The following is a 24,128-nucleotide window of genomic DNA, read 5'->3' as shown; positions in this document are numbered from 1 at the left end:
GAGTTTGACATAAAAACATTCTTTCTATTTGCTAATAGTATAGGATAGTTTCCAAAATTACATCATGTTTTAAGCCGCTTGACTGCGCTCTAAAAACTGTTAGTTTACATAGCTAAATCAATATAAAATGACATAAAAAGTTATATTAAACTCACTTTAATTAGGTTGATTCTTTTCAACTAAAATAATTTATTTACACTATTTAAATACAATACAAAATGAAAATATTTTATTGTGTGCTAATTAGCGCGCTAATATCTACTATATCTTTTTCTCAAGAAAAAAACAAAATAAAGCAAGATACTTTAAAACAAAAAAATGTACAATTAGACGAAATTATTGTAACAGGTAATATTAGAACAGACCCCATTTTAACTTCGGTTTCAAATAAACATGTAAAAAACATTATGCAGCCTAAAAATGTTGCCGACTTATTTAACGACATCAATGGTTTTTCTGTTATAAAACGAGGTAACTATGCTATCGACCCTTCTTTTAGAGCATCACAATACGAACAATTAAATATTCAATATGATGGTGGTACTAAAGCCATGCATGCATGTCCAAACAGAATGGACCCCATTACTACGCATATTATTCCAGAAGAAGTTTCAAAAATTGAAATCATTAAAGGTCCTTATACGGTACGCTATGGTGCTACTTTTGGTGGTATTATAAATATGGTAACACAAAAACCAGATTATTTAGACAAAGGAATTCGCGGAAAAGCTTCTATTGGCTACCAAAGCAATGGAAATTCTTTAGTAAACATGATTCAACTGCAATACATACAAGACAAATACAATATTGTAGGTAATGTAGGCTATAGAAATTTTAGTAATTACAAAGATGGTAATGCTATTAAAATTCCTTCTTCTTTTAAAAGTACAGACTATGGTATAAAAATGGGTTATAATTTTACCAAGAACCAACATTTACAAGCTCATTGGCGTCAATCCTTTGGTAGAGACATATTACATGCTGCTTTACCAATGGATAGTGATTATGATAATAGTAGCATTATATCTATAGATTATAAATTAGACCATATTGGTAAAATTACAAAATCACTTACAGCCAAGGCCTATTATAGTCATGTTGATCATTTAATGCATAACAGAAATAGACCTTCGTTTAACATGATGGAAGCATTATCTAAAGTTAATGCTACAACCATTGGTGGTAAATTAGAACTAAATTGGATACCTTCAAAGAAATTAAATATGCATAGCGGTTTTGATATTACTCATATTGATAGAGATGGAGGAAGAATGCGATTGGTGAAAATTATGAATAACAACTCGCTTACTATTCCAATGACTTTTAATGACAAGGTTTGGCAAGATTCTTCAATAGACGATTTAGGTATTTTTACAGAAGGAAAATGGTCTATAAACAACTCTTTATTAGTAACTGTAGGTTTACGCTACGATATTGTAAATTCTAACATAAAAGACGCAGATGAGGACTTTGCTTCAATGTATAACTTAAAAAACCGTAGCGAAAATATTTTAAGCGGAACCATTTCGGTTAAAAAATTAGTTGCAGATAAATTTACACTAGAAGCTGCTTATGGTCGAGGTATACGTACGGCATCAATGGCTGAACGCTATATAAATCATTTTACAATTGGACAAGACCCATACGAATACATTGGTAATCCTAATTTAAATGCAGAAGTTAACAATCAGTTTGAAATAGGTTTTAATGGATTTGAAAAACTCACCAACGGTTTAAATAAATTCAGCTATTCTGCTTCTTTCTATTATTCATTTTTCGAAAACTATATCGTAGCTGTTGTAAATAATAGCTTAAATAGAAAGTATATGCCAATGGCTCAACCTAAACACCCTAAAGTGTTTACAAATTTAGACGAAGCCTATAAAACAGGATTAGAAGCTATGACAAAAATAGAATTTTTAAACAACTATTATTTTAAAACCGAAATAGCTTATGTTTATGCTAAAAACAAAGATTTAAAAGAATCTTTACCATTAACTCCCCCTCTAATCACAAAATTTTTTCTTGGAATAGATAAAGAAAAACATTGGGCTAACATACAATATAATTTAACAAGCAAACAAGGTAATATTGCAAAAAGTTTTGGAGAAACAAGTACTAAAGGCTACAGCACTTTAGATTTACGTTTAGGTATTAAACCTTTTAAAAACATAACACTTGGTATAGCTGCCTTAAATGTTTTTAACGAAGCGTATAACAATCATTTGAACTTCTCTTTTACAAATCAATCAGAATTTTCAAGAATACCAATTACAGAACCTGGGAGAACCCTTTCTGCTTTTTTTCAAAAAAAATTTTAAGTAACTAAAAGCCTCGATTTATTAAAAAAGTCGAGGTTTTAAAACCATTAATAAAACGGTAATTAACCTATCAAATTTTAAAGGTAATAACAGGTAAAGTTGAATGATTTGCCACATCTTCTCCTACACTACCTTGAAAGAAATGAGACAAACCTTTTCTTCCGTGTGTTGGCACAGCTATTAAATCTGCTCCCATTTTAATTGAAAAGTTTAAAATCCCTTCTTCAACTGTGTAATCAGACACAAAATGAACATCTTTCATACGATCTAAATTTCTATCTGCTTTAGTAAAAAAGTTAACCATAAGACGTTCTATTTCTATTGAACTCTTAAATCTATCATTAGGTAAATTAACATAAATTAAGTGTATTTTAGAGCCCATTGCATCAAACAATTTACAAGCTTTTAAATAGGCTTTAATAGAATCTTCCGAGAAATCGCAGGCAAAAGCCACTACTTCAAAATTTACTTCATTTAAATCATTTTTTACAACCAACACAGGAATATTTGCATTACGAACTACTCGCTCTGTATTAGAACCAATTAATAACTCTTTTACACCACTAGCACCATGCGACCCCATAATAATAAGATCTGCTTCATGTTTTTGAGCAACATCGTTTACTTCGCTAAAAACCTTAAAGTGCTTAACTATAGGTGTTACTTTTACACCTTTTAAATAGTCTTTGTCTAAAAATTCTGTGATTTTTTTTTCTGCTAGCTTTAAAAAAAACAAAGCTTCAGGTCTTTGAGAATCAGAAGAACTAGTAAGTATAGTGTCTGATAGTTCTAACATATGCAATGCATAAACTTCTGCATTATTTTTTTTAGCTAGTTTAATCGCTGTTTTTAAAGCAAACTCTGAATGTTCAGAAAAATCTATAGGTACAATAATTTTTTTCATGGTTTATTGTTTTAGTGTTAAACAGTCATAGAAAACAACTGTACATTGGGTTGTTCTCTTTGCAATAATACATCAAAAGCCATACAAACATTTCTAATAAATGGCTGTCCAGTTTTTGTTACCTCAATGCTATTAGAGCCTATACTTAGTAGTCCATCTTGTTCCATTTCTTTTAATTGGATAAGCATTTCTGGTATTTCTTTGAAATATAGATGTTTTTTAGTCCATTCGGTTCTAAATTGACACATTAAATTTAGAATATGTTTTCTTATAATTAAATCTTCTTCATTTAATATATGTCCTCTATAAACGGGTATTTTGTTTTCTTCTAATAATTTATAATAATCTTCAATACGCTTTACATTTTGTGCAAATCCATACCAACTATCACTAATAGAAGATACTCCTAAACCAACCATAGCTTGCGTTTTTGAGGCTGTATACCCCATAAAATTTCTATGTAAGCTACCTTTTTTCATAGATTGATAAAGACTATCTGATGTAAGAGCAAAATGATCCATTCCTATTTCTTGGTATCCAACTTCTGCAAGTAACTCTTTCCCTAACTCATATTGTGAGCGTTTTAATTCTGCCGATGGCAAATCTGCATCGTTAAATCCACGCTGCCCATTTCCTTTTATCCAAGGTACATGTGCATAACTATAAAACGCTAATCTATCTGGTTGCAATGCTTTTGTTTTTAGTATAGTTTCTTTAACGTGCTTTATGGTTTGAAAAGGTAATCCAAAAATTATATCGTGCCCTACCGATGTGTATCCAATTTCTCTGGCTAAATCAGTAGCTCGTTTTACATTTTCAAAAGGTTGAATTCTATGAATCGCTTTTTGAACGGTTTTGTTATAATCTTGTACCCCGTAACTTACTCGCCTAAAACCAACATCGTATAACGCTTGCAAATGCTCTTTTGTTGTATTATTAGGATGCCCTTCAAAACTAAACTCATAGTCTTCTGCTAATTCAGCGTCTTTTAAAATGCCATTAATTAAATGTTTTAAATTATTGGGACTAAAAAAAGTTGGTGTGCCACCACCAAGATGCATTTCTTTAATAATTGGTTTTTTGTCAAACAATTCTAAATACAAATACCACTCTTTTAAAACTGCAGTTATATAACGAGGTTCTACACTGTGCTGCCTTGTAATACGCTTATTACAACCACAAAACGTGCATAAACTTTCGCAAAAAGGCAAATGAATATAAAGACTAATACCTTCTTTTGAGTTACTTTCTTTAAATGAAGAAATTAAAGACGTTTTCCATTTTTCTAATGAAAATGTTTCACTGTTCCAATAAGGCACCGTTGGATAACTTGTATAACGCGGACCAGCAATATTATATTTTTTGACTAATTTGCTTAACATACCTAACTTTTAATATAACGAAAGTACAATTTTGATTAAGTATAAAATATGACATATGTCATGTAGAATATTTGCAATTAGTTAATTATTAACTTAACTTTCGGATGAATAAAACACCTGTTAAAATGAAAAAAATAAGTTATTTATTAATTACACTGGGACTTAGCCTGTTAGCTTGTAAAAATGACAAAAAAAAGACTGAGACAAAAGAAGAGGTAATTGAAGTTGTAGAAAAAAAGGTTGAAACATCAAAAAAACTTAAAATAGCTTTAAATGCTAAAAGTAATAGCAATGTTTCTGGTAATGCTGTGTTTAAAGAAGAAAATGGTATAGTAACCATGACTGCTATTATTGATGGCTTAGAACCTGGAAGTCACGCCATACATATTCATCAAACGGCTGATTGTTCTTCCAATGATGGTAAATCTGCAGGTGGCCACTGGAATCCTACTGCAAAACCGCATGGAAAATGGGGAGCAGAAACAGGTTACCATAAAGGCGATATAGGTAATTTTATTGCTGATGAAAATGGCAATGGCACAATTACTCATTCTACAAACGAATGGTGTATTGGTTGTGATGATGAGAATAAAAATATTCTAGGTAAAGCTGTTATTGTACATGCTGGAGCAGACGATTTTACATCTCAACCATCAGGTGCTGCCGGTGCTAGAGTTAGTTGTGCTGGTATTATTGAATAATTATAATTAGTAAAATTTATAAGCTGCTTTAACGAGCAGCTTTTTATTTTTACAAAAAGTTTAATCAGAAATTAATGAATCCGTCAGCTTCAGGTTGGATAAAAAAATTATTGCAAGAAATTGCTCAAAACCGTTCTTTTTTAAAAAAGAAAGAGGAAACGTTTTATAGCGACTTAAGAGATAGTGGTTTTATTTATGGTAGTAATTTAAGTATTGTTTCTCAAGCTCTAAAAAGCAATGATTTTACAGAAGAAGAATTGTGTAAAGCCAATTTATGTTTAACCTTTTTATATGCTCATAAAACCTTTAACTCCAAGCTTCCATTTATTGATAGTGTAATAGGTTTTTACACCAGCATTAATGAGCTTAAAACCTCTTTTTTTCAGGAGCTTTTAGGTGGTAAAAAATCTAGCGAGCAACTAGAAAAAATCTTCCATAAACGCATCCAAATAGATGACAATATTCTTACTAAAAATTTTAACTATTTTATTATAAATGCTTTATTATTTGTTGATGTATTAGCGTATCAAGAATTTTTAAAAAATGAATCTATTTCTAACGATTATATAAAAAGCTTAGAAGCCGCTATTGAATCTATTTCTTTAGATGTTTTAAAATCTAAAACTACAATAAATCAATATGATGAGAGCTTAATTAAACTTTTCGAGTCTTCATTAAGGTATCAAAACAATACACATATTACCTATAAGGATGCCATTAAAATTTTAAAAACGCCACAAGAGAAACAGTATATTTTAGATTTGGCTTGTATGGCAACTTGGAGTGACCAGATTATTGATAAAAATGAACAACAGTTTCTTATTAAATTGGGTAAAGATTTACATATAAGCCCAACAAGAGTTAATCAATCTATTAAATCAGTTAATCAATTTTATACCATTCATAAAGATAATATTGCACTATTAAGCTCTAAAAATATTGTAAAAAGTTTTTACGACAATTCTAGTAAAATGGTAACTAAACTAATATCTAGAAATAGTAAACGCTTATATCAAGAGTTAAAGGACAGTAAAGAACTTATGGTACTTATTTCTCAATCTACCATTAGAGATTTGAATAAAGATGAACAAAAAAAAGTACAAGAACAGTTGTTAGATATTTTTAAATCTATACCAAGTCTTGCTATATTTTTACTTCCAGGAGGTGCCCTATTATTGCCTTTGGTAGTTAAGTTTATTCCTAAATTACTACCATCGGCTTTTGATGATAATAGAATTGAAGAATAACTTATAAAAAGAGGCTGTCTTGACTTTTCAGACAGCCTATTCTCTTATAAAGAAAAAAAATTGAGTTAGTCTTTCTTCTTTTTTCCTTCTAATTTATTTACCGAATCGTACATTATTGGCGTAGCAATAAATAACGATGAATATGTACCAACTATTACACCAACTATTAAGGCAAACATAAAGCCTCTAATAGAATCGCCACCAAAAATAAAGATAGCTAATAATACCACTAACGTTGTTAATGATGTATTTAATGTTCGGCTTAATGTACTGCTTAATGATACGTTTACTACTCTATCAAACTCCCAAGAGGTGTGCTCGTTAAAGAACTCACGAATTCTATCGAATACAACCACCGTATCGTTTAATGAATAACCAATAACGGTTAGTATGGCTGCAATAAATGCTTGGTCTATTTCCATACTAAATGGCATAAACCTATAGGTTAATGAGAATACACCTAGTACTATTAATACATCATGGAAAACTGCAGCTACCGCACCTAGTGAGTATTGCCATCTTTTAAAACGCAATAAGATGTAAAGAAATACTACTATTAACGACCCCAATACTGCCCAAACTGATGCTTGTTTAATATCATCGGCAATTGTTGGAGAAACTTTATAAGATTCAAGCAAACCAACTTGTTTGTTTACATCGTTTAAATCTAGAAACTTCTCGTAAGATACACCTTCTAAGTAAGGCACAAGCCCATCGTATAATGCGCGTCTTATTTCCTCATCAACTTCAGCACCTGTTTCGTTTACTTTGTATTTTGTAGTAATTTTTAATTGATTAGCACTACCAAAAGTTTTAGCATCTGCACTACCAAAAACTTCTGGTTTAGATAATACATCTGTGATTTCGGTAGCATTAACATCTTGCGCAAAACGCACTTGATAAGTTCTACCACCAACAAAATCGACACCTTGGTCTAAACCATTTGTAAATAAAGAACCTAAACTTATAATTATAAATACCGCTGAAATAATATAAGCAACCTTACGTTTCTTTAAAAATTCTATACTAATATTTCTAAATAAGTTTTTAGTTAAGGCTGTAGAGAAATCTAATTTACCGCCTTTATTTATATACCAATCTACTAATAATCTTGTAATAAATATGGCTGTAAATAACGATGTACCAATACCTATTAATAAAGTAGTTGCAAAACCTTTAATTGGTCCTGTACCAAAAATAAATAATATTAATGCTGTTAAACCAGTTGTAATATTGGCATCTAAAATAGATGATAACGCATTACTAAATCCGTCTTTAATAGCTTCTTTTTGTCCTTTACCTTTTACTATTTCTTCTCGTATACGCTCAAAAATAAGTACGTTGGCATCAACCGACATACCAATAGTTAATACAATACCAGCAATACCAGGTAATGTTAATACTGCTCCTAAGCCTGATAAAATACCAAAGATTAATAAGATATTTAATAACATGGCAATATCTGCAAATCCACCAGCTTTTCCGTAATAGAAAATCATCCAAAGTAATACTAACGCCAATGCGATCATGAACGATTTGGTACCGCTATCAATAGCTTCTTGACCTAATGATGGCCCAACAACTTCACTTGAAATGATATCTGCCGATGCAGGTAATTTACCAGCACGTAATACATTGGCTAAATCTATCGCCTCATTTAATGTAAAATTTCCAGAGATTGAAGAACGCCCTCCAGCAATTGGTCCTGTTGTTACACCTGGTGCAGAATATACTATATCATCTAAAACAATAGCAATTTGAGTACCTTGATTAAAGGCTCTACCAGTCATTTCTTCCCATATCTTAGCTCCTTTTGCATTCATTTGCATGCCTACTTCAGATTTTCCTGTTGGTCCAAATTCGTTACTTGCATCAGTTACTACAGCACCACTTAGTGGTGGTACATTTTCTCTATTCCCAACTAAAGCATACAAGCCTACTAATTCACTGTCTTTTTCTGCTTTTCCAAAAACAAACTTAGTATATCGTTTACTTGCTGGTAATGCAGCTCTTACTTGTGGCAAGCTTAAATACTCGCTAACTTTTTGTTTATCTTTTATATTTAATGAAGCTATTGAAGCTGGATCAAGGGGTTGAGCTAATAACTCTAATAAAGGATTTGTTGTTGCTACATTAGTAGAATCTGTTGTAGCTTCTCCTAAAAGCTCATCAATTTGTGAGTCTTCAGCATTTTCTTCATCTTGAGATTCCACCTCATCAGTGGCTTCCTCAACTTTTACAATGTCTTTTAAAACCTCATTAGCTTGTCCTAAAAAGACACCAATTTCCTGACTTCTATCTACATCCCAAAACTCTAATTGAGCTGTACTCTGTAATAACCCTGTAGCACGTTCAATATCTTTAACTCCAGGTAATTCTACTAATATACGACCAGAGTTTCCTAAACGTTGAATGTTTGGTTGTGTTACACCAAATTCATCAATACGTTTACGTAATACCTCGAAAGCCGATACAATAGATTCGTCAATCTTGGTTTCAATAATACCTTTAACCTCATCGTCTGTCATGCTTCCATCAATCTCACCATCTAGTGCTTTGGTATAAAATATATCTGGTGAGGCTAATTTGGTATCGCCTTTAATTTCGTTAAATGCTACGAAAAAATCTTCTAAATAGGTATTTTGACTATCTTTTTGAAGCTCTGAAGCATTATCTAGTGCTTGATTAAAAACTGGGTCTTTTGTGTTATTGGCTAATCCTTTTAATATGTCTTTAACCGATACTTGTAAAATAACGTTAATACCACCTTTTAAATCTAAACCAAGATTCATGGCTTTTTGCTTCACTTCATTGTAAGTGAATTTTGCGATACCTATATTAAAAACCGTATCGGTAGCTACAGACTCTAGGTATTTTGCTTCTTCAGCACTTCTTAAAGCTCTGTATCCTTCTTCTGTATCTGCAATTTTACTAATTGCAACTTCTTCAGCTTGACTCTCAATTTGATTGGCTTTAAATGTGAATGATAATTGATAAATACTTACCAAACCAAATAACAGCGCAAATAATTTTACTAATCCTTTATTTTGCATTTTGTATTTTTTTTGTGTCTTAGTTTCCCTCTTTTGTGGGAATGACAAGTTTAATGATTCACAAGGTTTCACCTTGTTCAAAAATTGTTTCAATTTTAAAACGAGCAAATATAAAATTTTCTCGTAGGTTTTGACAATTTTTATGTTTTTATAATTTTGACAGCTTTTGGGTTATTTATTAAAGCTATTTTTTCGAAGTTTTTTAAGCTAAAGGCCCTGCTCTAACTTCAGGTGTTTTGTGTGAAGTATTATCTATTGCTATGGCAATATTATAATGTGTTTTATAGGCAACTTTTTTAATGCTTTCAGTTAATTCAGTAGCATTAACAAAAGCGTATATATTTGGATTTGAAAACCTGTTACTCTCATACTTTAACTCGACAACAGAAATTCCATTGAAATCCCATTCTGCATCATTACCATTTTGAATTTCATAAATATCAAGATTATAACCAACAGCATTTTCTCCTAAAGGCTGATTTGAATCGTCTTTATGTTGTTTATTGAGCGTATAATCTAGTGTTAGACTTTTTTCTTTTGAGAACGTTTCTTTTATACTAGCAACATCAGTATCACTATAATAAGTAATAATTAGTTCTCCGTTTTCCGCTTTTTTTACTTGAATATTACTAACACCAATATTCTGCAAATGCTTTTTTACAGTAGCAATAGTGTTTTGAGTATCTTGAGGTGTAATTGAAGCGTTAGAAAATTGTAATACAATTTCTTGATTTGGTACATTAACTTGCTGCTGAGTAACAGCACCAAATAGGGTAAGTATAATTATTAAAGCACTAATGTACCATTTTGACTTCATGCGCCAAATATACTCAAAACTAATAGGATTCCGAATTTTTACACCCATCTTTTTCCTTTTCTCTTTATTAAAATTTATCACCTTAACTATTGCTATGCTTCAAAATTTTGCTTCGATAAAAGAAAAAACATCAGCCCTAAACTCTCCAAAATTCTATTAGCTTTGAGTATAAAAAATAAAGACTGTATTTCTACAGCCTTTATCATAAAATCTAATTTGTAATATTAAAGTTTACAACTCAAGTAAAGCATTTGTTTTTTTAACACCTTCTGCACTTTCTTGCATATGCTTTTTTTCTGCATCACTTAAAGGAACATCAACAACTTTTTCAATTCCGTTTCTCCCTAATATTACAGGAACACCAATACATAAATCACTTAAACCATACTCACCTTCTAATAAGGTTGAACATGGAAACATTTTCTTTTGGTCGCAAGCAATAGCTTGTACTAATCCAGAAACTGCTGCACCTGGTGCATACCAAGCAGAAGTTCCTAATAATTTAGTTAGTGTAGCGCCTCCTACTTTGGTATCTTCTTTTACTTGATTTAGTCTATCTTCTGCTAAAAATTCTGAAACTTTTACACTATTTCTTGTAGCATGCGATGTTAAAGGCACCATACCTGTATCGCTATGCCCACCAATTACCATTCCATCAACATCACTAATTGGAGCTCCTAAAGCTTCAGCTAATCTGTATTTAAAACGCGCAGAATCTAAAGCACCACCCATTCCTATAATTCTATTTTTAGGTAAATCAGTTGTTTTATGAACTAAATAAGTCATAGTATCCATAGGATTACTAACTACAATCATAATAGTATTTGGAGAATGTTTGATTAAACTTGATGAAACCGATTTTACAATACCAGCATTAATACCAATTAACTCCTCACGAGTCATTCCTGGTTTACGCGGAATACCAGAAGTAATAACACAAATATCGCTATTTGCTGTTTTACTATAATCATTTGTGATACCTGTAATTTTAGTATCAAATCCGTTTAAAGATGCGCATTGCATTAAATCCATGGCTTTACCTTCGGCATAGCCTTCCTTAATGTCTAACAATACAACCTCTGAGGCAAAATCTTTAATGGCAATATACTCTGCACAACTAGCGCCTACTGCACCTGCTCCAACTACTGTAACTTTCATAAGTTTATTTTTTAATGATTTGTTTTATGTTAAAATTTCTAGCCAAAATTCATGATTTTTATTTACTCAAAACATGACATTTGTTTGTTTTAGAGTTGAACTCATCTTGACTTTTTCTATTTCCTAAAAAAATGGCTGAAATTCACCCATATTTTGTTACTTTTCTTACCCGTAGCACTGCTATGGATTTCAAAAAGTGCCTCATCTGGTCAAATTTCAACTCATTTTCGGTTAAAAACAAAAAGTCAAGATGAATTGTTAATAAATTTTGGAATACAAAAATATGAATTAAAATAGTGTAAATAAAAAAAGAAGTCGTCTAAAAAGTAATTTTTAGGCGATTTTTTTTTGATTATTTTTAGCTTATTGTTTTAGTTTTCAATATTAGGGTTCAAAAAGCTTGATTAAAAAAAGCAAAAGCAATTTTATAGCGCTAAACTATACTTTTTAAGGTTATGTGCCATGGTAACTAGCCCTATTTCTACATTTACTTTATCAATACCTCTTACAGGGCAACAGGGTAAACTCATACTTTTTGTTTAGAATTTAATTGAGTATAGTGGCTTACTATTTATCTAAAAATCAATGATTTAATTGTTATTTTTTATATCAAAATATTGTATATCATATTGATAATCAATATTTTATATGTTTTGAAAACAACAAATAAGTTTAAGTCTATTTTCGGCAAAATAGACGACCCAAGAAGCGATATAAACAAACTTCATCAATTAGATGATATCCTTCTTATTGGCATAATTTCGGTAATCTGTGCAGCAGATACTTGGAAAGATATGGAGACATACGCCAAGGCAAAAGAAGATTTTTTACGTTCGTTCCTAGATTTGCCTAATGGTATCCCTTCTGACGATACTTTTAACCGTGTCTTTTCATCGATTGATTCAGAACAATTTGAAGCTTGCTTTATAGATTGGGTTTCTGATTTGATAGATTTAACTGGCGGTGAAATTATTCCAATAGATGGTAAAACCTTACGAGGTGCTAAGTCTAACGGTAAAAAATCACCGTTTCATATGGTGAGCGCTTGGGCAAGTAAAAACAATATGGTTTTAGGACAAGTAAAGGTTAATGAAAAATCTAATGAAATTACTGCCATTCCAAAACTGTTAGAACTTATAACCATTGACGCTATGGGTTGCCAAGAAAATATTGCACGGGCTATCATAAAACAAGAGGCAGACTATATCTTGGCTGTAAAAGACAATCAAAAGCAATTACATCAAGATGTCCAAGACGAATTTGGATTTGGTAAGAACATAGAAAAGTACACACATCAAGATTTAGGTCATGGTAGAATAGAAACACGAACCTGTAGTGTTATTACAGATTTTAAGTTCATTCAACAAGATACTAAATGGGATGCTTTACAAAGCATTATTAAAATAGAGTTAAAAACTCTGATAAACCAACAGAAACAGCTACACGATATTACATCTCAAGTCTAAAAACCGATGCTAAATCATTTCAAAAAGCAATAAGACTACATTGGGGAATTGAAAATAAATTGCATTGGGTGCTAGATCTTGCTTTTGGTGAAGATGCCTCTAGAAAAAGAACAGGAAATGCTGCGCAAAACTTCTCTATACTTGGAAAAATGGCTTTAAACCTACTCAAAAAAAACACCATAACTAAACAAGGTATTAAAGGAAAAAGACTTAAAACTGCCTACGACAACAACTATTTATTAGATATACTTGGAATTAAAGTGTGAGTTTGCCCTGAAGAATTTACTAGAAAATTTGCAAAAAAAAAGACTCCTTTTCAGACAGCCTCTTTTTTTATAAGTTCTAGCACACTTAAAACGGGCTTATGATCTGATGCTGTTTTTTCATCAATCACTTTTTTTTCAATCACTCGCCACCTATTAGCTGGTCTAAAAAGGACATAATCAATTTTATCTTTTGCATCTTGTGCAGGGGCTGTTGGAATGTTTTCTGTAAAAGATGGATGCCATTCTTTAAACAAAATTTTCATAGTTTTACTTTCTGGTGTAGCATTTAAATCACCTGCAAGAATAGTTGGTAGATTTGTTTGTGCAAAAATACTATTTAATTGATTTGCTTGATTTATTCTATCTGTTTCATCTGTTGTATGATCGAGATGAGTACCTATAAACCTAATCGTATCTCCACTTTTAATTTGTACATTTACCTCTAACGCTGCACGAGGCTCTTTATCTTTTCCGGCTACTAAAGCATGCTTTTTAGTGTTTAAAAAAGAATACTTTGATAATATTCCTTCTCCATATTCACCCTCATTATAAGACATAGCCTTACCAAAAATAGCTTGCATTTTTGTACGTAACCCTAATTCGGTTACTAAATCCATTTTTAAAACCCTGTTAGTTTTAAAATCAACCTCTTGTAATGCTACTAAATCTGGTTTTGAATTACTAATAATTTTAGCCAATAAATCTAAATCAAATTGTTTTTCTGCTAAGACAGTTTCTCCATGATAAATATTGTATGTTAAAACACGAACCACTCGCGAAGAATCAATTGGAGTTTGAGCAGTAATTATTTTACTAAAAAACAAAAGCATACTAACAATTAATAAAAAGAAATAGGCATTTGTTTTTACAAAATTCATTTTATAATATCGTTTTACTTATTAATCAACTTGCTTGCTAAAATATTTAATGTGTTTTTTCCATCTGCTATCATCTCTTCCAAATTATCTGGTTTTGTTATAATGTTAAATTTTGCTACTATTTGATTTAAATAATCTAGTTCATCAAGCATTTTTTTTGTTAGTAATTCTTCCCGAAGTATTCTAATTTTTTCAGCATCTTCTATACCATCACGCAAAGTTTCAAAACGAATAGAACTGCGGTTTCCTGGATACACTTGATAAGTATCTCCCGCTGGCCATGTTCTAAAACGAGAATCTTGTAATGGGTTTTCAACCCAACTATTATATGCCCAACGCAAAAAACCATCAAAATCTGCTGCCATAGTGTACCAACCTATAAATACACCTTCTGCAGGAGGTGAAAAAGTAAATGTGTTTGGAAATGCATCTGAACAGCAAACATAATGTGTACTTATATAACCATTTTCTCTTCGCTGCTCTAAATCTTCTTCATCAACAGGGTGACCAAAAGCAACCGACATATCTTTTAACTCATTTGGATACAACTTATAACTCTTATGATTATCAGCAAATGACACACCAAACTCTGGAGCATACTCATTTAAAAGCTTTAACATAGCTTTCATTTCTTCTGGACCACGTTCGTCCATAGCTATTCTAGTGATTCCATTCCAACCCTTATCAACTAGATGTTTTTTAAATGCTTTTAAAAATGGAATCCACAAATCTTCATACGCTTTGGTTCCTGGTGGTGCTTTAATTTTAATTTCTTTGTTTTCGGCTTCATCAAAATAATAAAACTCATTGCCCCATGGTACCATTGAATAACAGCTAATTTGTTTTTTAATGCCTAAATTCATCATAAACTGTACCCAGTTATCAAAAATGGTAAAATCATAGACCCAAGTACCATCAGTTTTCTTTTTCCAATTAGCCATTGCTTCAAACTGATCAAAGGTTTGCCCGCCCCATGGTCTTTTATTTAATGATACAGTGATTACTTTTTGACCAGCATCTGCTAAACTTTTCATTAAAGGTTTTAATAAATTCCAATGTTCTTGAGACCAAGGCTCTACATTATGAAAACGAGAAACTGCATATGGATTTTGCCATAAATCAAGATGAAACTTCCAATCTGTAGCTGGTGGTAACACTTTATCGATGACATTTAAAGAAAAATCAAATTCCTTTGATTCTTGACCTTTTATGTTTAGAGTCACTGCACTTTTATAAGTGCCTGCTTCAGCATCTTCAGGTACGTTAATGGTTACCCAAATAGGTCTGGTTGATTGTGCCTTTACAACATAAGAATTTACATTTTCAAAAGCATCGGCTACTAAAGACGATGCAAAATCTTCAGGTTTTCTATAACCACAACCTCCAGCGAACTCATCGGTAATCACATATTTAACAAAGCTGATTTGTGTATTTTCTTTTGATATTTTACTACCGTTTTCATCAATAAAATCAGAAATTTCTACTTCAACCTCATTAATAGAATCATTACTCCAAAGCACCAATTGTGTTGAAATACGTTCATTTTTCCATGCAGTACCAGACCACGAGTTTTTTATTTTAATTTTTGGAATGACACTTTTTACAAAACGAATATCTGTTGATGCTACTGAGGCCTGTAAGCCACTTGGAACAGCTTGCCAGTTTTCTGCTAAATTAGGTGATGGGTCTTTAGGTTCTTCATAAGTTTGAGCAACTAAAATTTGTTTTTTTTGCTGACAACTAACCGCTAACACAAGGCATAATAGCAAGCTTATTATATTTTTAAACATGACTTTTATATTTTCTTCTTACAAATTTTCTTCTTACAAACTGTTCAAAACCTCTTGATTATCTGGCCAAGGTACTTGGTTATTGGTATTAGTTTGTATTGGCATTTGTGCATTTACGCTTCTTAAATAGCTTCCTAATTCTTTTGATAACGCCTTAAGTTTTGCTTTTTCTTTAAAAGCCAAATTTGTTGTTTCTCCAATATCATTAGTTATATTAAATAGTTCAAAACTACTATCTATATGATAATAAATAAGCTTCCAATCACCTTTTCTAATGGTACTTGAAGCACCAATACCTGGTCCTGTTGGCCCCCAATTATTTGGGTAATGCCAAAATAAAGCTCTGTTATTATTATTTTGCTTTTCACCTCTTAAAATTGAAGTAAAACTTTTTCCATCTATCGGTTGAACCGTTTTATAATTTTCGATTCTAGCTAGTTGAATAATAGTTGGAAAAAAATCTTCAATAATGACAAAATCATCAGTTGATGAGCTTTCTTTAGTAACTCCTGGCCACTTAACAAGCATTGGTTCTCTAATACCTCCTTCGTGTGCTGATCCTTTTCCACTTGATAAAGGCTTGTTATGTGTGTGTTTTTCACCACCACGAGCAACAGCACTTAAACCTCCATTATCGGACATAAACAAAATAATAGTGTTATCTGCAATTCCTTTATCATCAAGATAATCCATTAAATCACCTAAACTTTTATCCATGCCTTCAACCATTGAGGCATATTTAGCTTCAATTGGATTTAATCCTTTATCTATATACTTTTTTTCAAATCTTGGATCGCCTTGAATTGGAGTATGTACAGCATAATGTGCCATATATAAATAAAATGGCTTATCACCCTTAATAGCATTATCTAGAGCTAAAATTGATTCCTGCGTTAAAGCTTCGGTTAAGAAAATATCTTTTTGGTAATACTTTTCTAAATTAGGAACATCCCAAATACTATGTTTATCAATATCCTTTTTAAAATTTTTAGTGCCATAATAACTAGCTGGTGCTCCAGCAGCATGCCCTGCAATATTAATATCAAACCCTAAATTTAAAGGGTTTTCCCCAGGAGTACCAATAGCTCCAAAATGTGCTTTTCCAGCATGAATAGTTGTATAACCATTATCTTTAAGTATTTTAGGTAAGGTAGTAACATGTGTTGAGCGTTCTATGCTATCTGTTGGTTGGATTCCATTTAAATTCCATTCTGGCATTGTTAAACCTTTGGGTGGTTTTACTTCTGATACACCTCTTCTTAAGGTCCAATTTGTTACGCGATGTCTAGCAGCATTCATTCCAGACATTAAACTTACGCGAGTAGGAGAACACACAGAAGTTGAGTAAGCTTGTGTGAATTTCATACCTTGTTTAGCAAGACGTTCCATATTTGGGGTATGGTAAATATTATTTAATGGCGTCTTTTCTTTCCAAAAGGGTACAGATGTATCTTGCCACCCCATATCATCAACCATAAACAAAATAATATTCGGTTTAGTAGTAGGTGTTTTTTCTTCTTTCTTATCTGTTTTACAAGAAATAAAAACAATTAAAAAGAAAAGAGATAATATATTTTTTTTTGATAGTTTAATCATGATATTTTGTGTTCTATATTATTCTATATCTTTGTGATAATTGATTCCTAAATTGTCCCAGTGCTTTTGTACGTTTTTAAGAGCTTTTTTAAAGTTTGAATAATCCTTATTTTCTAATTGAGTCCATCCTACTTCTGCATAAGCTGCTATTCTTGGGAAAGTTTGGTATTCAATATCAGTATTTGTTGGTGTCCATTCACTCCACATTTGGCAACCCAGTCCTAATATATTTTTATGATATTGTTCTTCTAAACCTTCAGGAATTGGATTAAAACTATAAGCTTTTTCTAAACTAATAGACTTATAATCATAATCTAAATACGTACTACTATGCAACGAGTTTACAATATCGTAGCCTTTTTTTGCCGCATCTGTTACCAAATCTAAATCGCCTTTCCAGAAGTGTACCACAACGTTTTTAGCCAATTCTGTTTCGGCTTCTTTATCATGCTTTTTTTCTTCAAAGCCTTGGTGAATATTTTTACCTAAAATTTCATTCCAACCCATCATTCTCTTTCCATTAGATTCAATAAAATTTGAAATGTTATTTGTAAACTGAATTTGCAAATCAGCAGGAGTTTTTATGTTATTTTTTTTCATGTAGTCTTGTACATGCTTTGTTTCTTCCCAAACTTTATATCCAACCTCATCGCCACCAATATGGATAACTTTTGATGGAAATAACTCAAACATTTCTGTTAGTACATCTTTTATAAACTGAATAACTTCTGGTTTTGTAACATCGTAATTATCATATAAACGTCCAAACTTAACAGGTACATCTATGTCTTTTCCAGCAGTACCTAACCAAGTATATGTAGCTATTGCAGCACTAGAATGCCCAGGCATTTCAAACTCGGGTACTATAGTTATATTTCTTTCTGTAGCATAGGCAACAATATTTTTAATTTGCTCTTGAGTATAAAACCCACTATGAGGTTTTCCATCAAAAATATTACTTTCCCAACGCTTACCTTCATGGTTTATTTGCGTACTATCTCGTTTTGATCCAATCTCGGTTAATTTTGGGTATTTTTTTATTTCTATACGCCAACCAGCATCATCTACTAAATGCCAATGAAAAATATTCATTTTTAACAATGCCATTTGGTCTAACATTTGTTTTACAAACTTTTCGCCATGAAAATATCTAGACTCATCCAACATGTAAGCACGCCATTTAAAACGTGGGTTATCTTTTATAGTAACCGCTGGTAGTAAATATTTAAACTTGTCTTTACCCTCTAAAAATTCTTTTGAAAGCAGTTGATTTATGCTTTGTACACCATAGAAAAACCCACCGTAACCATTGGCAGTAATTATTACTTGATTTGGAATAATGCTTAAATGATATGCGTCGTTAGTTAGAGAATTATCTAATTTAAATACGATGTTAGCATTTTTATTATCCGTTTTCTGAAGATTAATGCTTAAAGAATCTTTAATAGATTCGATAAAATAATCACTTGCTTTTTTAGCTTCATTAGTTTCACTAAAAACAGTCATCTCATCTTTTAAAGCGAATGAAGACTCTCCTATGACTAAAGATGATGGTTGTGGAAGTATTGCTATTTCAGAATCTGAAAAAGTTTTATTTTTTTCATTACAACTACTTAGTAAAATAACTGCCAGAATTAAGCGATAAATTGATTGCATAATTTAAGATTAAAGTAAAAAATAATATATTGTATAAACTTAAAAGCCTTTTTAATTATTAAAAAAAGCTATTTTAATAATTGAAAACTAGTCACGACAAAACCATGATCTGATGGATAAATAATCTCTTTGTCATTTATTGTTATAGCTTTATTAAAGAAAGCATTATACGTTTTAGATTTTATTGCTTTTAGTTTTGAGCCCTTATAAAAAATGTAATCTATCCTGTGCGAATCATCTTTACCTTCAGAATCCCAAGTAATTCCTGGATGTGATATTGGGTTCGGATTTAGAGTTCTGTAAGTATCAATTAATCCTAATTTGTCTAATTCAGTTGTTGTTTGCCATGGTACAACTAGGTTATTATGAATAGTTTTAGTGTTTTTCTCCCAATCTAAATGCGATGGGGAATTCATATCTCCACCAAAAATCATTGGTACAGAGTCTGTTTCGCTAGAATACTTTTCCAGATACGGCAATACATTTTTTAACATTGTATATCTTGTTTCAGTTTGTTCCCATTCTAGAAGCTCTTCAACTGTTTTATTCATTTTTTCTGGAGCATTGTTCCATGGTAAATAATGAAACCAATTAGAAAAAAATCGAATTTTTTGATTGTTAATTATTATTTCTATCCCTCCTAAATAAAAAGGATATTTTGTGTCAATGCGATTACCAAAAGGAAATTTTGAAAAAATAGATAGGTTTGTTCCTTTATCATTTAAAGCAGTTCCTTCGGGTGCTATTAAATGAAAATTATAACCTAAAGTGTCTGCTATTCTTTTTCCAGAACCATAGGTTTCGACCATTAATATTACATCAGGATTAATCTCTTTTATAATTGCAATGGCATTTTCTTGACCGTTAGGAATATCATTAGCACCATGCAAAATATTCCACGCCATTACCTTAAATACAATTGGCTGTTCTTTTTTACAACTTGTAAAACAAAGAGCGATAAAGAACATTAAAAATATACGCATAATATTAGTGTGTTTATTTAGATGCAAACCAATTGTATAAACAGTAAGATATTACAGGACATTATCCATAATATCTTGTACAACTTCTGGATTTAATAAAGTTGAAGTATCTCCTAAATTACTCGTGTCTTTACAAGCTATTTTTCTTAAGATTCTTCGCATAATTTTTCCAGAACGTGTTTTTGGTAAGCCACTTGTAAACTGAATTTTATCAAGCTTAGCAATTGGTCCGATATGCTCGGTAATCATTTGGTTGATTTCCTTGCGTAAGTTTTCATGGTTACGGCTCTCTCCAGTATCTTTTAGAATAACATAACCGTAAAGTGCGTTTCCTTTTACATCGTGCGGGAAACCAACGATAGCAGACTCTGCTACAGCTGGGTGCTCATTTATAGCATCCTCTATTGGTGCTGTTCCTAAATTATGACCGGAAACGATAATAACATCATCTACGCGTCCCGTAATCCTGTAATAGCCTACGTCATCCCTTAAAGCACCATCACCCGTAAAATATTTATTTTCATAAGCTGAAAAATATGTATCTCTATAACGCTGATGATTACCCCAAATGGTTCTTGCCATTGATGGCCATGGAAATTTTATACATAATCGACCATCTACTTGATTACCTTTCAATTCTTGTCCATCTTCCCCCATTAAAGCTGGTTGGATTCCTATAAATGGTAACGTTGCATAAGTTGGTTTAGTTGGTGTTACAAACGGAATTGGTGTAATCATTATACCTCCTGTTTCAGTCTGCCACCAAGTATCTACTATTGGACTTTGCTTTTTTCCAACATTATCGTTATACCAATGCCACGCCTCTTCATTAATTGGTTCTCCAACCGAACCTAAAACTTTTAGTGATGACAAATCATACTTATCAACAAGCTCTGTGCCTTGTTTTGCTAAAGCACGAATAGCAGTAGGCGCTGTGTAAAATTGATTGACCTGGTGCTTATCTATAATTTCCCAAAAACGTCCAAAGTCTGGGTAACTTGGCACACCTTCAAACATTACAGAGGTAGCTCCGTTAGTTAATGGTCCGTAAACAATATAACTATGTCCTGTTATCCAACCAATATCAGCTGTACACCAATACACATCATCTTCTTTATATTGAAAAACATTTTTAAAAGTATAAGCAGTATAAACCATATAACCAGCAGTGGTGTGTACCATACCTTTTGGCTTACCTGTAGAACCTGAAGTATATAAAATAAATAATGGATCTTCAGCATTCATTACTTCTGCAGGACATTCTTTAGAAGCAGCATCTAACAAAGGTTGTAACCATTTATCACGTCCTTGTTTCATATTAATATCTGAATTAATACGTTTTGCAACCAATACCGTTTCTACTCCTGGGCAGCTATCTAAAGCATCATCAACAATGCCTTTTAAATCAATAGTTTTTGCACCTCGATAAGAACCATCACTTGTAATAACCGTTTTACAATCGCAATCGTTAATACGAGTAGCTAGCGCTGTTGATGAAAATCCTGCAAAAACAACTGAGTGAATGGCGCCAATACGTGCACAGGCTAAGGTAGCTATTGCCAATTCAGGAATCATTGGTACATAGATACAAACGCGATCGCCTTTTTTAACACCTTGCCCTTTTAACACATTAGCGAATTCGCAAACACGCTCATATAATTGATTATATGTGATATGTTCTGCAGCTTCGCTAGGGTCGTTTGGTTCGAACAAAATAGCTGTTTTATTGCCACGAGTTGCTAAATGCCTATCGATACAGTTTTCAGTAATATTTAGTTGAGCACCTTCAAACCATTTAACTTCTGGTTTTGAAAAATCCCAACTTAAAACGTTATCCCATTTTCTTTGCCACATAAAATGTTCTTCGGCAACTTCTTCCCAAAAGTTTTCGGGCTCACGAACAGATTTTCTATAAACTTGATAATATTCCTCTAAATGTTTTATATGGTAATTACTCATGGTTATTTATATTTTAAATTATTAATACTCCCATCTAACAAAAGCTTCCATAGCCGCATAGTGGGCTAAACCTAACTGGTCGTATAATCCAGCTGTTTCACTGTTTCGATCTTCGGCTCGTTGCCAAAACTCTCTACTGTCTGCTCCTTGGAAGACAACACCATCTTTTTGAGATTGATGCTTAAAAATACCTTTTCTTTTTTCTAAAACTTGATCTGGTCCCATTGGTACTGCCATTTCTATCTCATCAATACCCCATTCTTGCCAAGCGCCACGGTACAACCAAACCCAGCAATCTTTCATGAATTTTTTAGGTTTTAAATTTTTAACTGCTGCAAAAATAGCATCTAAACATACTTTATGTGTACCATGAGGATCTGCTAAATCGCCTGCTGCATATATTTGATGTGGCTTTACTTTTTCAATAAGTTCCATTGTAATTTTAATATCTGCTTCACCAACTGGATTTTTTTCTATTGTACCTGTCTCATAAAAAGGTAACTCCATAAAATGAATTTGTTCATCTGGAATTCCAACAAAATGACAGGTTGCTCTGGCCTCCCCTTTTCTAATTAATCCTTTTATATATCTAACCTCTTCGGTATCAATTTCACTTGATTTTTTGTTTCTTAGAAAAATTACCGCACGTTTATAAATATCTTCAGCCTCCTTACTTTCAATTCCAAATTTATCATTATAATCGCATACAAAACTTGCAAAACGCAGTGCCTCATCATCTGCTACTGCTATATTACCTGATGTTTGATAACCTACATGAACTTCGTGACCTTGTTCATGTAATCGTTTAAAGGTACCTCCCATACTTATAATATCATCGTCTGGATGTGGACTAAAAATTATAACACGTTTTTTTGCAGGTTCTGCACGTTCTGGTCGTTTACTATCATCTGCATTTGGTTTTCCACCTGGCCAACCTGTAATAGTGTTTTGTAGTTTATTAAATATTTTGATATTTATGTCGTAAGCTGGTCCAAAAGTGGCTAGTAAATCACTCATACCATTTTCGATATAGTCTGCATCAGTTAGCATTAAAACTGGCTTTTTTAAGTGTAAAGCCAAACTTAATACCGCTTTTTTAATAAGCTTATCTGTCCAAGTTATTTTTTCGACTAACCATGGTGTATCAATTCTTGTTAGTTTTGAAGCTGCTGCTTGGTCTAAAACAAAAGTAGCATTATTGTGTTCTTGTAAATAGGATGCAGGTACAAGACTAGTTACTTCTTCTTCAACTGATGCTTTAATAATATTGGCTTTTCTTTCACCCCAAGCTAAAAGTATGACTCTTTTGGCTTCCATTATTTTTTTAACCCCTAAAGTAATAGCTGTTCTTGGTGTATTGTCTAAACCACCAAAATCGCCACTGGCTGCAACTCTTGTAATATGATCTAGCGCGACTAAACGTGTTCTTGAATTTTGAAGCGACCCAGACTCGTTAAATCCAATATGACCATTACCTCCAATACCTAAAATTTGTAAATCTAACCCCCCTAATGCTTTAATTTTTGCTTCATATTCATCGCAATACAATCTAATATCCTCTTTTGCTAATGTGCCGTCTGGTATATGATAATTACTAGGTAATATATCAACATGATTAAAGAGTTGTTCTTGCATAAAACGCACATAACTATTTACAGAGTCGGGCTCCATTGGGTAATATTCATCTAGATTAAACGCTATTACATTTTTAAAACTTAAGCCTTCTTCTTTGTATAAACGCACCAATTCTGCATATAACCCTTTTGGTGAAGATCCGGTGGCTAAACCTAGTATACAAGGCTGTTTTTGAGCTTGCTTAACCTTTATAAGATCTGCTATTTCTTTAGCAACTGCTTTTGAAGCTAAAGTTGAATCTTTATAAACTACGGTTCCAATATTTTCAAATCTTTTTTCGAAACCTGTTGCTTTGTCTATACTGCTTTTTAACATT

Annotated in this window: 15 protein-coding genes and 1 pseudogene; 4 read left to right on the top strand and 12 right to left on the bottom strand. The window is 32.1% G+C overall.

Annotated elements, in window-relative coordinates; all coding sequences use genetic code 11:
* Window positions 1-218: 218 nt before the first annotated feature.
* Window positions 219-2,321, top strand: coding sequence for a TonB-dependent receptor (locus tag L3X37_RS05885; RefSeq protein ID WP_237239243.1), 2,103 nt, complete (start codon window positions 219-221; stop codon window positions 2,319-2,321).
* Window positions 2,322-2,391: 70 nt separating this feature from the next.
* Here the strand turns inward: L3X37_RS05885 and L3X37_RS05880 are convergent, their stop codons facing one another.
* Together L3X37_RS05880 and hemN are read right to left on the bottom strand one after the other, a co-directional pair.
* Window positions 2,392-3,225: a universal stress protein gene (locus tag L3X37_RS05880; protein ID WP_237239242.1), complete on the bottom strand. Its 834-nt coding sequence runs from the start codon at window positions 3,223-3,225 to the stop codon at window positions 2,392-2,394.
* A gap of 17 nt (window positions 3,226-3,242) precedes the next feature.
* Window positions 3,243-4,607 carry an oxygen-independent coproporphyrinogen III oxidase gene (gene hemN, locus L3X37_RS05875; protein ID WP_237239241.1) on the bottom strand — a complete coding sequence of 455 codons (1,365 nt, stop codon included), beginning with the start codon at window positions 4,605-4,607 and terminating at the stop codon, window positions 3,243-3,245.
* 125 nt (window positions 4,608-4,732) lie between these two features.
* Between hemN and L3X37_RS05870 the strand changes: the two genes are divergently transcribed.
* Window positions 4,733-5,308: a superoxide dismutase family protein gene (locus L3X37_RS05870; RefSeq protein WP_237239240.1), complete on the top strand. Its 576-nt coding sequence runs from the start codon at window positions 4,733-4,735 to the stop codon at window positions 5,306-5,308.
* 74 nt (window positions 5,309-5,382) lie between these two features.
* Window positions 5,383-6,555, top strand: a complete 1,173-nt coding sequence (locus L3X37_RS05865) for an LETM1-related biofilm-associated protein (protein WP_237239239.1) — start codon at window positions 5,383-5,385, stop codon at window positions 6,553-6,555.
* Window positions 6,556-6,620: 65 nt separating this feature from the next.
* On the opposite strand, the gene secDF is transcribed toward L3X37_RS05865, so the two are convergent.
* From secDF to mdh, 3 genes are all read right to left on the bottom strand, one after another.
* Entirely contained in the window at window positions 6,621-9,608 is a 2,988-nt protein-coding gene (secDF, locus tag L3X37_RS05860; protein WP_237239238.1) for a protein translocase subunit SecDF, read from the bottom strand.
* A gap of 202 nt (window positions 9,609-9,810) precedes the next feature.
* Window positions 9,811-10,473, bottom strand: a complete 663-nt coding sequence (locus L3X37_RS05855; RefSeq protein WP_237239237.1) for a hypothetical protein — start codon at window positions 10,471-10,473, stop codon at window positions 9,811-9,813.
* Between the two features lie 183 nt (window positions 10,474-10,656).
* Complete coding sequence (mdh, locus tag L3X37_RS05850; protein WP_237239236.1) at window positions 10,657-11,583, bottom strand: malate dehydrogenase; 927 nt, start codon at window positions 11,581-11,583, stop codon at window positions 10,657-10,659.
* A 617-nt stretch (window positions 11,584-12,200) separates the two neighbouring features.
* On the opposite strand from mdh, the pseudogene L3X37_RS05845 reads away from it, so the two are divergent.
* Window positions 12,201-13,315: pseudogene (locus L3X37_RS05845) on the top strand (ISAs1 family transposase).
* A gap of 50 nt (window positions 13,316-13,365) precedes the next feature.
* Here L3X37_RS05845 and L3X37_RS05840 read toward each other — a convergent pair.
* The 7 genes from L3X37_RS05840 to nagB all read right to left on the bottom strand — a co-directional run bounded on the left by L3X37_RS05840 (window position 13,366) and on the right by nagB (window position 24,127).
* Window positions 13,366-14,193 carry an endonuclease/exonuclease/phosphatase family protein gene (locus L3X37_RS05840; RefSeq protein ID WP_237239235.1) on the bottom strand — a complete coding sequence of 276 codons (828 nt, stop codon included), beginning with the start codon at window positions 14,191-14,193 and terminating at the stop codon, window positions 13,366-13,368.
* 14 nt (window positions 14,194-14,207) lie between these two features.
* Window positions 14,208-15,983 carry a DUF4091 domain-containing protein gene (locus L3X37_RS05835; RefSeq protein ID WP_237239234.1) on the bottom strand — a complete coding sequence of 592 codons (1,776 nt, stop codon included), beginning with the start codon at window positions 15,981-15,983 and terminating at the stop codon, window positions 14,208-14,210.
* A gap of 33 nt (window positions 15,984-16,016) precedes the next feature.
* A complete protein-coding gene (locus tag L3X37_RS05830) occupies window positions 16,017-17,579 on the bottom strand; it encodes a sulfatase (protein WP_237239233.1) in 1,563 nt (520 codons plus the stop codon).
* 18 nt (window positions 17,580-17,597) lie between these two features.
* Complete coding sequence (locus L3X37_RS05825) at window positions 17,598-19,235, bottom strand: beta-N-acetylhexosaminidase (RefSeq protein WP_237239232.1); 1,638 nt, start codon at window positions 19,233-19,235, stop codon at window positions 17,598-17,600.
* Window positions 19,236-19,303: 68 nt separating this feature from the next.
* Window positions 19,304-20,218, bottom strand: a complete 915-nt coding sequence (locus tag L3X37_RS05820) for an endonuclease/exonuclease/phosphatase family protein (RefSeq protein WP_237239231.1) — start codon at window positions 20,216-20,218, stop codon at window positions 19,304-19,306.
* Window positions 20,219-20,269: 51 nt separating this feature from the next.
* Window positions 20,270-22,177, bottom strand: coding sequence for an acetate--CoA ligase (gene acs, locus L3X37_RS05815; protein WP_237239230.1), 1,908 nt, complete (start codon window positions 22,175-22,177; stop codon window positions 20,270-20,272).
* 21 nt (window positions 22,178-22,198) lie between these two features.
* Window positions 22,199-24,127: a glucosamine-6-phosphate deaminase gene (gene nagB / locus L3X37_RS05810; RefSeq protein ID WP_237239229.1), complete on the bottom strand. Its 1,929-nt coding sequence runs from the start codon at window positions 24,125-24,127 to the stop codon at window positions 22,199-22,201.
* Between the last annotated feature and the right edge of the window lies 1 nt (window position 24,128).

The sequence above is a fragment of the Wocania arenilitoris genome, from assembly GCF_021728535.1.
In the GTDB taxonomy this organism is placed as follows: domain Bacteria; phylum Bacteroidota; class Bacteroidia; order Flavobacteriales; family Flavobacteriaceae; genus Wocania_A; species Wocania_A arenilitoris.
Note: the sequence above shows the minus strand (reverse complement) of the source record. Positions and strands in the feature narration are given on the sequence as shown.

What these genes read in the sequence shown, in the direction of transcription:
- L3X37_RS05885 (WP_237239243.1), top strand. Translation starts at nt 219, where the DNA reads ATGAAAATATTTTATTGTGTGCTAATTAGCGCGCTAATATCTACTATA.
- L3X37_RS05880 (WP_237239242.1), bottom strand. Translation starts at nt 3,225, where the DNA reads ATGAAAAAAATTATTGTACCTATAGATTTTTCTGAACATTCAGAGTTT.
- hemN (WP_237239241.1), bottom strand. Translation starts at nt 4,607, where the DNA reads ATGTTAAGCAAATTAGTCAAAAAATATAATATTGCTGGTCCGCGTTAT.
- L3X37_RS05870 (WP_237239240.1), top strand. Translation starts at nt 4,733, where the DNA reads ATGAAAAAAATAAGTTATTTATTAATTACACTGGGACTTAGCCTGTTA.
- L3X37_RS05865 (WP_237239239.1), top strand. Translation starts at nt 5,383, where the DNA reads ATGAATCCGTCAGCTTCAGGTTGGATAAAAAAATTATTGCAAGAAATT.
- secDF (WP_237239238.1), bottom strand. Translation starts at nt 9,608, where the DNA reads ATGCAAAATAAAGGATTAGTAAAATTATTTGCGCTGTTATTTGGTTTG.
- L3X37_RS05855 (WP_237239237.1), bottom strand. Translation starts at nt 10,473, where the DNA reads ATGGGTGTAAAAATTCGGAATCCTATTAGTTTTGAGTATATTTGGCGC.
- mdh (WP_237239236.1), bottom strand. Translation starts at nt 11,583, where the DNA reads ATGAAAGTTACAGTAGTTGGAGCAGGTGCAGTAGGCGCTAGTTGTGCA.
- L3X37_RS05840 (WP_237239235.1), bottom strand. Translation starts at nt 14,193, where the DNA reads ATGAATTTTGTAAAAACAAATGCCTATTTCTTTTTATTAATTGTTAGT.
- L3X37_RS05835 (WP_237239234.1), bottom strand. Translation starts at nt 15,983, where the DNA reads ATGTTTAAAAATATAATAAGCTTGCTATTATGCCTTGTGTTAGCGGTT.
- L3X37_RS05830 (WP_237239233.1), bottom strand. Translation starts at nt 17,579, where the DNA reads ATGATTAAACTATCAAAAAAAAATATATTATCTCTTTTCTTTTTAATT.
- L3X37_RS05825 (WP_237239232.1), bottom strand. Translation starts at nt 19,235, where the DNA reads ATGCAATCAATTTATCGCTTAATTCTGGCAGTTATTTTACTAAGTAGT.
- L3X37_RS05820 (WP_237239231.1), bottom strand. Translation starts at nt 20,218, where the DNA reads ATGCGTATATTTTTAATGTTCTTTATCGCTCTTTGTTTTACAAGTTGT.
- acs (WP_237239230.1), bottom strand. Translation starts at nt 22,177, where the DNA reads ATGAGTAATTACCATATAAAACATTTAGAGGAATATTATCAAGTTTAT.
- nagB (WP_237239229.1), bottom strand. Translation starts at nt 24,127, where the DNA reads ATGTTAAAAAGCAGTATAGACAAAGCAACAGGTTTCGAAAAAAGATTT.